We start from the raw sequence: 13,300 nt of genomic DNA on the forward strand, positions 1-13,300 counted from the left end.
AAGAAACCCCTAAGACGGCGGATTTGCCCAAGGCGACCCTAGGGATTGCAGTAGGGGCACTGGCTGGGATCGGCGGTGAGGGGAGCATCGGGGGCGGGGGCGGTTTGCTGAAGCTGGCAGTGCTGGCACTGGTACAGCACCGAAAGGGTGAGCAGGGTGGGGGTGCCGCACAGGCCGCAGGGTCGTCCGGGAAACCGTTTGACCACGGCAAAGCCGGGGTAGTGACAGGTGGGGCAGGTCTGGGCGATCGCGCGCAGCAGATCGTCGGTCGCCTGGGCGATCGCCTGCATGCGGGTGGGGTTGTAGAGGGCGCGCATGTCGGTTTCGAGGTGGGCGGTGGGCGACTGGTCCAGGGCCTGCTCGACGGCGGCCACCAGCTCGGCAACACTGGTAATCCCCTTGGCCACAATGATGCCGGCCGGCTCGGTTTTGACCACCAGGCCGTGGCTGGGAAAGCTGACCGCCTCGGCAAAGGTGAGGGCTTCGGCGGGGCTGCGGACGGTCTGGTGGCGGTAGTTGGTGGTAGTGGTCAGCGCTTCGCCGACAATTTCCAGCTGGTGCTCGCGATCGCACAGCAGCACCAGCTCGCGATCGCAGGGCACAAAGGGAATTTGCGGGTGCGGCCCAAAGCTGCCCTCACTGGCGATGGCGAGGGTCTCGCCCGTGTGTCGCAGGGCGGCCTCGGCCTTGAGCCGGGCGGTGTTGAGCTGATCGGCAGGGCGCTGAATGTCGTTGGTAAAGGTGCCAAAGGCGTCGGTGTTAAACCCAGAGGGTACGCTGACCCTGACCCCCAGGTGGGTTTCGAGCCGGGGCGCGATCGCCTGCTCCTTGCGGTGCATGGTGGCCAACACCGCCACCCGTCCAGCAAATAGGTCCAGCTCAGCCACGGCTATTGCCCTCCTCCTCAGCACAATTTAAGTCTCGAACCGCGTTAGCCGCCACCCAACAACGCCACCCAGCGCCGGGTTCACCAGCCCTGGCCCTGGAGATTCAGGCCTCCCCTGAGCGAATCAATCCCTGTTCCCCGCTTAACCGAGATAATAGGGGAAGCCCCCTGTCCGCAATCCTGGTATCGGCATTATGTATCAAACCGACCCGCCGCAGCCGGCCAAAGCCACCCTGCCCACCATGTACGACCTCCCCAGCGAGCACCCGGAGGACCCTGGTTTGCCCGATGAGTTTCACCTGCTCCAGCCGGAGCTATTGCGGTTGACCTTCCGTCCCCCGACCTACGCCGCCGACCACGTCTTTTCGGCCAGCGACCTCAACCTCTATTACGACGCCAGCCACGTGCAGTGGTACAAGCGCCCTGACTGGTTTGGCGTGCTGGGGGTGCCTCGCCTCTACGAAGAACGGGACCTGCGCCTGAGCTACGTCACCTGGCAGGAAGGGGTGACCCCGTTTGTGGTCGTCGAGCTGATCTCACCCGGCACCGAAGCCGAAGACCTGGGCCGCACCCTGCGCGACGCCAGCAAACCACCCAACAAGTGGACCGTCTATGAGCAAATTTTGAGAATTCCCTACTACATCGTCTTTAACCGCTACACTGACGAGCTACAGGCCTTCGGGTTGATGATGACCCGCTACCAGCCGATTCCCCTGGAGGGGCTGGGGGTATGGTTTGAGGACGCTGAGCTGGGCCTGGGCCTCTGGGAAGGAACCTACCAGGGCATCCACCGTCTCTGGTTGCGCTGGTATAATCGCGACCAGCAGTGGGTTCTCACTCCCGCCGAGCAGGAAGCCCAGCGGGCGGAGCAGGAAGCCCAGCGGGCCGAGCGTCTAGCGGCGCAGCTGAGGGCCCTGGGGGTGGAGCCAGACGCCTAGTTCCCCAGGGGGCGGAGCGCAGTTGTTATCTAAGGGATAAGCCGTGGTCAAAATCGTCAGTCGTCAATCGCTGGGTGTGCAGCCCGTCTACGACATTGGGGTGGCCCGCGACCACAACTTTTTGCTGGCCGACGGTCCGGTGGCCGCCAACTGCTTTAACAAGTCCCACTCCACCGCCTACGGGTTTGTCACCTTTCAGACCGCCTACCTGAAGGCCAACTACCCCGTGGAGTACATGGCGGCGCTGCTGACCTCCAACAGCGGCGACCAGGACAAGGTGCAGATGCACATCGCCAACTGCATCGCCATGGGCATTGAGGTGCTGCCCCCCGATATCAACCGATCGCTGGTCGATTTCACCCCCGAGGGCAAGAGCATTTTGTTTGGCCTCTCGGCGGTTCGCAACGTGGGTCTGGGGGCGATCGAGTGCATTCTCAGGCACCGCGAAGAGGAGGGGCCGTTTAAGTCGCTGGCGGAGCTTTGCGATCGCGTCGATCTGCACGCCGTCAACCGCCGCGCCCTGGAATCGCTGATTCTCAGTGGAGCCCTCGACCCCATCGACCCCAACCGCAACCAGCTGATGCAGGATCTGCCCCTGGTGATCGAGTGGGCCCAGGGGCGGGCCAAGGATCGCGAGATTGGCCAGGGCAACCTGTTCGACATGATGCTGGGCGGTGGCGACAGTCAGGCCGCATCCCCCACAGCGGGTTACGAAACCGCGCCCAAAGCGCCTCCGGTGGCCGATTTTGAGGCCCAGGAAAAGCTGCGCCAGGAAAAAGAACTGCTGGGCTTCTACATCTCTGACCACCCGCTCAAGTCGGTACAGCGACAGGCGCGGGTGCTGGCCCCCATCAACCTGGCGGAGCTGCACGAGCAGCCCGACAACGTCACCCTGAGCGCGATCGTGATTCTGGCCAGCGTCAAGCCGGTGGTGACCAAGAAGGGCGACCGAATGGCGATCGTGCAGCTCGAAGATTTGACGGGGCAGTCCGAGGCGGTGGTCTTCCCCAAATCCTTTGAGCGCATCGGTCAGCACATTGCCGCCGACCGGCGGCTGATGATCTGGGGCAAGGTCGATCGCCGCGACGATCGCGTCCAGTTCATCATCGACGACGCCGAACCCGTCGAAGACGTGCGGATGGTGATGGTGGAGCTAGACCCGCGCCTGGCGGGCGACATCGAGCAGCAGCACCGCCTTCGCAACGTGATTCGCAACAACCAGGGCGACGACCCCAAGTACGCGCGGGTGCCGGTGATTGCGGTAATTGGGGCCAACCAGCAGCGCCAGTTTGTGCGGCTGGGGGCGCAGTTTCGGGTCAAAGACCCCGAGGCAGCCGTAGCGGCCCTGATGAGCGCCAACTTTCAGGCCCGGGCCACGCCCTTAATCAGCGCCTGAGGTAAGTGGGTAGTGACTAAACCTGGGACGGGCAAAGGGCGAAGCCCGTACCCATCAACCTGATCACAGGCGCTAGGCGCTGGTCAGCTCCGTCCAGTAGCGATCGAACAGCTCAGCCGTGGCGGCATCCAGGGGGGCAATGCCCTCGCAGTTCGCCAGCACCGACTCGGGCGGGAACAGGGTTTCGCTCTCTTGCAGTTCGGGGGGCAGCAGGGCAAAAGCCGTTTGGCTGGGGGTGGCAAAGCGCAGTCGTTCCACCGCGTGGGCCGCATTTTCGGGCTCCAGCATGAAGTTGAGCCAGGCGTAGGCCGCCTCTGGGTGGGGCGCATCCCTGGGAATCACCATCGTATCGGTCCACAGGGAGCTGCCCGAGGCGGGGATGACGTAGCGCAGGTTGGGGTGCTCGGCGGGCAGAACATTGCCCAGGTGCGAGTAGGTCATGCAGAGGCTCAGATCCCCCGTGACCAGCTGGTCTTCCCAGCCAAAGCTAAGAAACTGCGCGATCGCAGGCTTCAGCGCCCGCAGCCGCTCAAAGGCCGCCCCGATCTGCTGGGGCTCGGTGGCGTTGTAGGAATAGCCCAGGGAGGCCAGGCTGGCCCCCAGAGTCTCCCGCAGGTCGTCGAGCAGGGTAAGTCTGCCCGCCAGCATCGCCTGCTGCTCCCACAGGTAGTCCCAGTCGGTGGGGGGCGTGGCCAGCTGGGTGGTGTCGTAGATCAGGCCGGTGGTGCCCCAGCTCAGCGGCACGCTGTGGGCGTTGTTGGGGTCGTAGGCCGGGTTTTGCCAGGGGCCGCGCAGGTCCTCCAGCCCCCTGAGCCGACTGTGGTCCAGCTCGGCCAAAAGCCCCAGCTCAACCATCTGCTGCACCATGTAGTCGGAGGGGTACAGAATGCTGAACTGCTGCCCACCGCCGGCCTGCATTTTGGTCAGCATCAGCTCGTTGGAGTCGTAGGTTTGCACCACGATGGGGATGCCCGTGGCCTGGGTAAAGCGATCGAACACCTCGCTGTCGGCGTAGTCGGCCCAGGTGTAAATGTGCAGTGGCCCCGTTGACCCAGGGCTGGACTGGGTTGAGTTGGGCCGCGATCGCTGGCAGTTGGCCAGGGTTACCGCCGCGGCTGCCGCCGTCGACCCCTGCAAAAATCGCCGCCGGGACAGGGAATGTGGACGCAAATGTGGAGGCATGCTTCCCTCAAGGACCGCTAGTTACTGGGATAAAGTCTAATCCCAACGGCTCAGGTCACCGCATTAGATCCCTCCGCAAACGTCCTGTAATGTTGACCTGTGACCTTGGCACCCTCATCTGCGGGTCAAGGCAAGGGCAACTTCCAGCAAACGTTTCCCTTGCGGTGGGCAGTGCCCACCCTACAGTGGCTACGGTGGCGACTAATTGATGACAGCTCCTAGGGGCTGGGTGTCGGGCAGTCCCGGTTGTCGATCTCGCCGTTGGCCATGCGGGTGTTGCAGAACCGGGCGGTGCTGAAGTCGGTGCGAGCGACATTGGCCCCCAGCAGATCGGCGTCGGTGAAGTTGGCACCGGTGACCAGGGCATCTCGAATCAGCACCTGCCGCAGGTCGGCCCCGGTAAAGTCGGCCTCCTCCAGCCGGGCTCCGATCAAATTGGCGCGGTAAAGGCGACCCTCGGTCAGGGTAACGCGGCTCAGATTGGCCTGGGCCAAGCCCGCCTGGGCCAGGGAGGCGCCATCCATGCGGCTGTCGCTGAGGTCGCTGCCGGACCAGTTGCTGTTGCGGGCTTCAGCATTCGCCAGGTTGACCCCGGGCGCGTGGACATTGACCAAACGGCTACCGGTGAGGGTCGCTCGGTCCAGGTTAGCCCCGGCCAGATCAGCCTCCGACAGGTTGGCCTGGCTGATTACGGCCTGGCTGAGATTGGCCTGGCGCAGGTCGGCCTGGGGCAACTGAGCGCGGGGTAGGCGGGCCTGGCTGAGGTTGGCCCCGGCCAGGTTGGCCCCGGTCAAGTCAGCGTCTTCTAGATTGGCCCCGGCCAGCACCATACCACTGAGGTTACAGCCCACACAGCGACGACTGATTAAAACCTGCCGCAGCTGATCGCTGGCGACCACTGGCGTAACCGCCAGCCCCAGCAGGGCCGTCAGGGCGATCGCCCGCCAGGGCCAATGTTTCACTGGCATAGCCCTGGGGGGCCAACTGCTCAAGGGGTTGTTGCTGCCGTCCGCCATACCGGTGCTATTCCTCCTCAAAAAAATAGGCCTAAAATCTAGGGTTCAAGTCTATCGATTGCTTCTACAATGTGTCAGCATCTCTGCTTTCAGCGGCGGTTTGAGCCGATGCAGGCCAACCCATGTCGTCCTGACAGTCTAGATTCTACAGCTCGCTCTCGGTAGTTCGACGTCATGGCATCTACACCGGCCTCTTCACCCTTGAGTTCGCGTCGGCAGCGGCCTAAACCGAACCGCCAGGTCAAGCCCTGGGAATGGTTTTGGCTGACCCTGTGGCTGCTGTTGCTGACTGGGTCGGGGGTTTTCTGCGGTTGGGCTCTGATGTGGCTGACCCGCATTCCGCCCCTGCCCGACTGCGATCAAATTACCCCCTTTCACTCGGAGAGTGACCTGCTGTTCTGTGCCGAAGCCCAGGCCCGCACGGGGGAACCCAACAGCCTGGTGCAGTCGGTGCTGCTGACCGCCAACTGGCCCAGAACCCACTCCAAGTACGACGAGGCCCAGGATGTCCTGAAGGATGCCTCGGAGCAAATTTTGGTGCTGGCCAACCGCTGGGCGCAGGCGGGCAAGCTGGAGGCAGCGGTCGATCTGGCGGAAAAGATTCCCCTCAATACGCCCCTGCGCAAACCGGCCCAGGCGGTGATTTTTGAGTGGCGGCAGGATTGGGAGCAGGGACGGGCGATCGAGGCTGAGCTCAAACCCGCCCTGGCGGCCAGCGATTGGGAACTGGCTAAAACCCACCTGCAGGCGTTTAAATCCCTCAAGAGCGACTACTGGCGCACCACTCGCTACGTGTTCTGGCAGCAGCAGTTTTTGATTGAGCAGCGGGCCTGGGACCAGCTGCTGCAGGCCCGCGACCTGGCGAACACCAACCAGATCGAGAACCTGCGCCAGGCGGTGGATCTGGCCCGCGCCATCGATCTGCGCAGCCAGGTGTGGCCCGCGGCCGAAAAGGACATCGACGCCTGGAGCAAAACCGTGCTGGATGTTGCCCTTCAGCGCTGGCAGGTGGGCAACCGCGACAGCGCCATGGAGCTGGCCCGCGTGGTGCCCCCCAGCCCGGACCTGCTGCCTGCCGCCCAGGAGCTGCTGGCCCTGAGCCACGCCCAGGTTCTGGCCCAGCAGGCCGAACCCAGCGGCGAAGGGCTGGTCCCCCGCTACGGCCAGCTGTTTGGGCTGATGGCGGCGCTCAGCGCCGTCGATCGGCTCCCGACAACCAGTCCCTACGGGACGAGCGATCTGGCATCAGAGGCATCAAGGGAGCAGCTGAGCGAACAGCTAGAGGATTTGAGGCGGCTGACGTTTAGCGATCGGGTGGCCCGGTTGGGTCAGCGAATCACCTACCAGTGGGCCATGCACCAGGCCCAGCTGGTTGCGATCGATCGCCCCCGGCGCATCCAGGGCCAGACCCTGGTAGCCCAGTGGCAGGCCAACCTGCAGCGCATCGCCGATCGCCCCATTCTCACCGAGGCCCGCCGCCTGGCTCGCCCCGGCACCATTCCCGCGCTCGAAACCGCGATCGCCAGGGCCGCCGCCGTGGAGATCGGTCGCGCCCTGCGGGTGGAGGCCCAAACCCTGATCGCCGAGTGGCAGCAGGAGATTCAGGTGATCGAGGACCGCCCCATCCTCGATGCGGCGGTGGCCCTGGCCGAGCAGGATCAGCTCAGCGAGGCGATCGCCGAGGCCAACAAAATCGCCCCCGGCCGGGCCCTCCACAGCCGCGCCCAGGGGCTGGTGCAGGAGTGGACCGCCTCGATTCAAATCGCCGAAGACAAGCCGATTCTGGATCGGGCTAAGGAGCTAGCCTACGGCGGCAGCCTGACGGCGGCGATCAACCTGGCTGGCCAGATTGCCCCAGGGCGGGCCCTCTCCGGCGAGGCCAGAACCGCGATCGCCCTCTGGAAGGCCGAGCGGGCCTACATCTGGTCGATCTGGGAGGCAGAGGGTCGCCCGGTGCCCGGTGGGGGAAGTTCCGCAACGACTGAGTCAGAATGACAACTGCTCCCCTGCGCCTGATGCTGGTAGACGAAGACCCGGTCTTTCGCCTGGGCCTGCGGATCTGGCTGGAGCAAACTGCCGGGTACAGCGTTGTGGCCGAGGCCACCCGGGCTGACGATACCTTGGCCATTTTGACCAGCCGCACCGATCCCGCCGAGCGCGAGGCTTCCCCCGCCGAGGGCTGGGCACCCGAACCGCCCCCGGCCTGGGCCGAGGCCTGGGACCAGGCCGACCCACCCCGCCCCGACCTCGACCTGGTAATTCTCGATCTGGGCCTGGGGGCGGGGCAACCCGACCAGCTGCCCGGATTACAGCTCTGTGCCGACATCAAGGCCCGCTACCCCACCCTGCCCGTGCTGGTGCTCAGCGCCCAGGCCGAGCCAGTGCTGGAGGCCGCCGCCCGCCAGATGGGTGCCGACGGCTTTGCCCCCCGCAGCCTGGCCGTCGCCGAGCTGGGGGCTTTGATTCAGCAGTTGGGGTCGCCCCCTCAGCCTGCCCAGCCCGACCCACTGCCCACTGCCCCCGGCCCAGCCCCCGAGCTCTCGCCCAGGGTGACCCTGACTGAGCGACCCGACCCCGGCGCCTTGCGATCGCGCAATGCCCTCGTGGCCCTGCGCCTCAACCTCAGGCGATCGTCAGTGCGGCAAATTGAGGCGGCCATGGCCCAGATTGAAGCTGAACAGCGGCGGGGGCGAGGGACGCTGCTGGAGGAGGCCGTGCTGTCGGGGCGCTACCGAGAGCTGCGGGCGGCCCGCTGGCTGATGTGCAGGTTGCTGGCCACCCCCGGCGAAACCGAGCGGACGGCGGCGAGGCCAGGGCAAGGCGACCTTCCTGGAACCGAGATGCGCCGGGACGGGCTGGTGTCCACCGCCGCTCCCCCCCGCCTGGCCCGCCCCCCCCAGCAAGCGGCAGGTCCCCAGGAGGACGCCCTGGCGGTGGCGACCGCCGACCGCCTTGCCCTCAACCAGAGCGACCTGGCCACCCTGATCTTTGAGCAGGTATTTAAAAAATTTCAGGGGCAGCTCAACAACACCAGCGGAATTCCCCTGGAAACCGACATTTTGCGCGACGACAAGAAGCGGGAGCTATTTTACCTGGTGCTGCGCAAGGTCGAAGACAGCCTCGACAGCCTGCGTCAGGCCGGAGTGCTGCCCGGTCAGCTGGGCGAAAAGAGTTCCCTGGTGCTGCAGGATCTGTGGCAGGCCACCATCACCGACTTCTTTGGCCGCTACTACACCCTCCAGGTGGGCAACCTGGAGCAGCCGGTGGTGCCGACCCTGGTGGGGGAGGCCCCGGTGGTGAAGGCCGCCATTCTCGATCGCATCCCCCTGGTGCCCGAGCTGCTGGGGCACCTGCTGTTTAACGAATCGCTGATGGTGGACGGGGGCATCTACGAAGCCGCCAGCCCCGATGCCATGGCCCGCAGCCAGATCCTGCTGGAGCATCTGCTGATTCAGCTGGCCAATGCCGTGGTGCAGCCGGTGCTCAACCACTTTGCCGACGTGGAACTGTTGAAGAAAAACCTCTACCACCGCCGCCTGATCACCAGCCGCGACATCGAGCGCTTCCGCAACGATCTGTCCTGGCGCTACCGTTGGGACGGGCTGATCAACGAGCCCAAGGCCATTTTTGAAAGCCAGCACCGCCTGTTTGTGCTCACCGAGCGCGGCCTCCAGAGCGAGACCATTTACTCGCCCCGGCGCGACGAACTGGAGCAGCTGTCGGGGGTGCAGCGGGCGGTCACCCTGGCGGTGGAGGCCCGCGACGCGATCGCCCCCCGGTTTCGCTCGACGGTATCGCTGGTGGGCAGCGGCATTGTCTACGTCCTCACCGACGTGATCGGGCGGGGCATTGGACTGATTGGGCGCGGCATTTTGCGCGGCGTAGGCGGGGCCTGGCGCGACCCCCGCTACCGCCGCGATCGCCAGGATAGTGACCTGCGAGACTAGCGCCTGGGGTCCAGGAATCGCCCCCAGGGATCACGAAAAAACGTTCTTTTTTGGGACAATCAGCAGATGGGCAGCGCCGGTTGGAGTTGGGATACCAGTGGTTCCGGTTGGGGGTTCCCTACCAACCTATCGGCCTTGTCATAATGGTTTACGGTCGTTAGCGGCCCAGGGAGAGCCATCACGATAGGGATTAGACCTTTGATCAACCTGTCAACTGAGTCTATCCCAGCGGACTGGCCTGTCCAGGCGCGGCACCAGGGGTTAGCCACCCCGATCAATCTGAGATCAATGCTGTCCTCCGCCAGCGGACCCACGGGTTTATACCATCGCCCTGCTGGCCTTTTTACCCACCCCTAAGGAGCTACTCCCCGCCTATGAAGTCGAGCTTGGCGCTGTTTGCTGAGCCTGTTCTGGCCACGGCCAGGCGGCTACTCTGGTTGAGCACCTGGCTACTGTGGATACCGGTGGCGGTGTACATTGTTGCCCTAAATCACAACTACAGTCTGGGAATTTTGCAGGGGGCGCTGCTGGTGGTCTCCCTGGTTGGACTGGTGGTGATCAATACCGAAACCGCCGTGGTGATCTACAGCTGTCGCCGGTCCAACCCCTGGTTTAACCGGGGGCTGCTGCAGCGCTGGGGCCCTATCCGGCCGCGCCGCCGGCCGCCCTCAACCGTTGCTCGGCCTGCCCTCACCCCCGAGCGGCTGCCCGCCCAGGTTGCCCTGCCGTTTGTCTCTATCATCGTGGCTGCCTACCTGCCCAACGAGCAGGACATTATTGAGGAAACCCTGCTCCACTGGTTGACCCAGGTGACCCCGCCCGCCCAGGGATGGGAAATTATTCTGGCCTACAACACCCCAGTGCGCCTGCCGGTTGAAACCCACCTGCAGGCCCTGGCCCGCCGCTACCCGGCCCTGGTGCTGCTGCCGGTGGCCCACAGCCACTCCAAGGCCGAAAACCTGAACGCGGCGCTGCAGGTGGCCACTGGCGAGATGACCGCCATCTTTGACGCCGATCACCATCCGGCCGCCGACTGCCTCAGCCGGGCCTGGGCCTGGCTCTACCAGGGCCGCTACGACATGGTGCAGGGGCGCAACATCGTCCGCAATGCCCAGGACAACTGGCTGACTCAGCTGATTGCGGTGGAGTTTGAGTGCATCTACGGGGTCAGCCACTACGGCCGATCGCTGCTGGCAGATACCGCGCTGTTTGGCGGCTCCAACGGCTACTGGCGCACTGCGGCCCTGCGCCCCCTGGGCTTTCACCCCACCCGCCTGACCGAGGATATCGACATCACGGTACGGAGCCTGCTGAAGGGCTGCCGCCCGGTGCACGATCCGGCCATTGTCACCACGGAACTGGCCCCTGACAACCTGCGCGGACTGTGGCTGCAGCGCCAGCGCTGGAGCCAGGGCTGGCTGGAGGTGGCCGGGCTGTACCTGGGGGCCGTGCTGCGATCGCCCCACCTGGACGCCGCCCAAAAACCCTACTGGACGCTGATGCTGCTATTCAGCCAGGGATTTTACGCCCTGGTGTGGCAGGTGGTGCCCATGCTGCTCAGCATCTACCTCAGCGATCGCGATCGCGACCTCAACTTCGAGAACCTCAACCTGGTGCTGATGGGCCTACTCACCCTCAGCGTGTTGCTTCAGGTGGCGGTGGCCATGGAGCTGCGCCCCACCGCCTGCACCTACACCCGCCGCCACGGGGTGCTGTACTGCCTGCTGTCGCCCATTTACTTCTGGCTCAAGGCGCTGATTGGCATGGTAGCGGTGGTCAACCACCTCTCCGGCAGCCGGGTCTGGCACGTGACCGCCCGCACCAAGAGCAAGCCCAACCGCTGGATGCTGGCCCTGCGGGGGGTAAAGTGAGCCCGCCCAGCTCCGCTCCGTAAATGCAGGCTTCCCTCAAGGGGGGGTAGCAAAAGAGCCATCCCCCCTATTTTTCTCCCTATTCTACGGTCACGCTTTTGGCCAGGTTGCGGGGCTGGTCAACGTCCAGACCGCGCCGGGCGGCGATGTGGTAGGCCAGCAGCTGGAGCGGAATCACCGCCACGATCGGCGACAGCAGCTCGTCTATCGGGGGCACCGGCAGCAGCCGATCGAAGGTTTCGGCGGCATCGGTGTCGTTCATGGGCACCACGCCGATCAGCTGGGCGTCGCGGGCCTTGGCCTCCTGGGCGTTGGAGAGCACTTTGTCGTAGACGCTGCCGGGCATGGCGATCGCCACCACCGGCACTTTGGCGTCCAGCAGGGCGATGGGGCCGTGCTTCATTTCCCCAGCCGGGTAGCCCTCGGCGTGGATGTAGCTGATCTCTTTGAGCTTCAGCGCCCCCTCCAGGGCGATGGGGAAGTTGATGCCCCGGCCCAAAAAGATAAAGTCCTGGGTTTCGTTGAAGTCGTGGGCCAGATCTTCGATGTAGCGCTCCTGGCTTTCCAGCACCTGCTCGATGTAGGCGGGCAGCTGGTGCAGGCCGTTGAGAATGGCCTCGATGCGATCGCCCCCCAGGGTCTGGCGGCGGTAGGCCAGATCGATGGCCAGGAAGTAAAAGGCCATCACCTGAGCGGTGAAGGTTTTGGTGGCCGCCACGCCGATCTCAATGCCCGCATGGGTGTCGATGATGTGGGGCACCAGCCGGGCCAGCGAGCTTTCGGGACGGTTGGTGATGCCCACCATGCGGGGGGCAAAGCGGGGGTCGGGGTGGGCGGCGCGGCGCTCCTGCTCCATCTCCAGGGCGGCGAGGGTGTCGGCGGTTTCCCCCGACTGGGTGACGCCCACGGTGAGGGTGTTGGGAATCAGCGGCGTGGGCGAGTAGCGAAACTCGGAGGCGTACTGCACCATCACCGGCAGGTTGGCCAGCGCTTCGATCAGGTATTTGCCCACCAGGGCGGCGTGCCAGCTGGTGCCGCAGGCCACAATTTGCAGGTGTTCCAGGTCGTCGAGCACCTCGTCGGGCAGGCCCAGGCCAATGGGGGAGAGGGGGGTGTTGGCACTATCCGGCGTCCAGGCGCTGTTGATGTAGGTTTCCAGGGCGGTGCGTACCACGCCAGGCTGCTCGTAGATTTCTTTGAGCATGAAGTGCTTGAAGCCCTGCTTTTCCACCATGATCGGGTTCCAGTTCAGGGTGATGGGGTGCTTGCGCTGGCGATCGCCCCCAAAGCTGTACACCTCTACTCCCAATGGCGTCAGGCTGGCCAGTTCGCCGTTTTCCATCGGCAGCACGGCCCGGGTATAGGGCACGATCGCCGGGGTGTCGCTGGCGCAGAAAAACTCGCCCTGGCCAAAGCCAATCACCAGGGGAGCCTGCTGGCGCACCACCACTAGCTCGTCGGGATAGTCGGCGGAGACAATCGCCAGGGCGAAGGCCCCGTGCAGCTCCTGGCAGGCGCGGCGAGTGGCCTCCAGCAGCGGGGATTTTCCCTGGATCTCGGCGGAGCCAAGCTCGCTGAGGTGCTGGGCGATCAGGTGGGGCACCACCTCAGTGTCAGTATCGGAGACAAACTGGTGGCCCTGGGCCTTGAGGGTCTCCCGCAGCTCGCGGTAGTTTTCGACAATGCCGTTTTGCACCACCGCCAGCCGCCCGGAGCCGTCGCGGTGGGGGTGGGCGTTGTACTCCTCGGGCTTGCCGTGGGTGGCCCAGCGGGTGTGGCCAATGCCGAGGCGGGCGGGGTTGGCCTGGCCGTCGAGTTTGTCCTGGAGGTTTTGCAGCTTGCCCTTGGCCCGCACGCAGTGCAGCTCACCTTCGTACACGGTGGCGAGGCCAGCGGAGTCGTAGCCGCGATATTCGAGCTTACGCAGGCCATCCATCAAGATGTCGGCGGCGGGCCGGGTGCCAATGTATCCCACAATGCCACACATACGCTGTCTCCTTAGATAACTGCCTGGGGCTACGGATCGGGGTCTCGGGTCGGACTGACACTATAGAATACACGGTG

Annotated in this window: 9 protein-coding genes; 5 read left to right on the plus strand and 4 right to left on the minus strand. The window is 64.8% G+C overall.

The window, feature by feature from the left end:
- Positions 1-38: 38 nt before the first annotated feature.
- Complete coding sequence (locus NF78_RS27360) at positions 39-887, minus strand: DUF6671 family protein (RefSeq protein ID WP_035994695.1); 849 nt, start codon at positions 885-887, stop codon at positions 39-41.
- A 193-nt stretch (positions 888-1,080) separates the two neighbouring features.
- Here NF78_RS27360 and NF78_RS27365 point away from each other — a divergent pair, with 193 nt between their 5' ends.
- Positions 1,081-1,824 carry a Uma2 family endonuclease gene (locus NF78_RS27365; protein ID WP_035994698.1) on the plus strand — a complete coding sequence of 248 codons (744 nt, stop codon included), beginning with the start codon at positions 1,081-1,083 and terminating at the stop codon, positions 1,822-1,824.
- Between the two features lie 43 nt (positions 1,825-1,867).
- The gene (locus tag NF78_RS27370; protein WP_035994701.1) at positions 1,868-3,220 is read left to right on the plus strand and encodes an OB-fold nucleic acid binding domain-containing protein; all 1,353 of its coding nucleotides are present in this window, start codon (positions 1,868-1,870) and stop codon (positions 3,218-3,220) included.
- Positions 3,221-3,292: 72 nt separating this feature from the next.
- On the opposite strand, the gene NF78_RS27375 is transcribed toward NF78_RS27370, so the two are convergent.
- Positions 3,293-4,402 carry a spermidine/putrescine ABC transporter substrate-binding protein gene (locus NF78_RS27375; RefSeq protein WP_035994704.1) on the minus strand — a complete coding sequence of 370 codons (1,110 nt, stop codon included), beginning with the start codon at positions 4,400-4,402 and terminating at the stop codon, positions 3,293-3,295.
- 218 nt (positions 4,403-4,620) lie between these two features.
- On the minus strand, positions 4,621-5,370 hold the full coding sequence (locus tag NF78_RS27380; RefSeq protein WP_052051067.1) for a pentapeptide repeat-containing protein: 750 nt from the start codon (positions 5,368-5,370) through the stop codon (positions 4,621-4,623).
- A gap of 222 nt (positions 5,371-5,592) precedes the next feature.
- Here NF78_RS27380 and NF78_RS27385 point away from each other — a divergent pair, with 222 nt between their 5' ends.
- The 3 genes from NF78_RS27385 (at position 5,593) to NF78_RS27395 (ending at position 11,236) form a co-directional block, all read left to right on the plus strand.
- Entirely contained in the window at positions 5,593-7,413 is a 1,821-nt protein-coding gene (locus tag NF78_RS27385; protein ID WP_156120002.1) for a hypothetical protein, read from the plus strand.
- Positions 7,410-9,365, plus strand: a complete 1,956-nt coding sequence (locus NF78_RS27390) for a DUF3685 domain-containing protein (protein WP_035994708.1) — start codon at positions 7,410-7,412, stop codon at positions 9,363-9,365. The genes NF78_RS27385 and NF78_RS27390 overlap by 4 nt, the downstream gene beginning before the upstream one ends.
- Positions 9,366-9,739: 374 nt before the next feature.
- A complete protein-coding gene (locus NF78_RS27395) occupies positions 9,740-11,236 on the plus strand; it encodes a glycosyltransferase family 2 protein (protein WP_052051068.1) in 1,497 nt (498 codons plus the stop codon).
- 79 nt (positions 11,237-11,315) lie between these two features.
- Here the strand turns inward: NF78_RS27395 and glmS are convergent, their stop codons facing one another.
- Positions 11,316-13,223 (minus strand): glutamine--fructose-6-phosphate transaminase (isomerizing), encoded by a 1,908-nt coding sequence (gene glmS / locus NF78_RS27400; protein ID WP_035994710.1) that lies wholly within the window; start codon positions 13,221-13,223, stop codon positions 11,316-11,318.
- Positions 13,224-13,300 lie beyond the last annotated feature (77 nt).

The sequence above is a fragment of the Leptolyngbya sp. KIOST-1 genome (assembly GCF_000763385.1).
Classification (GTDB): domain Bacteria; phylum Cyanobacteriota; class Cyanobacteriia; order Phormidesmidales; family Phormidesmidaceae; genus Nodosilinea.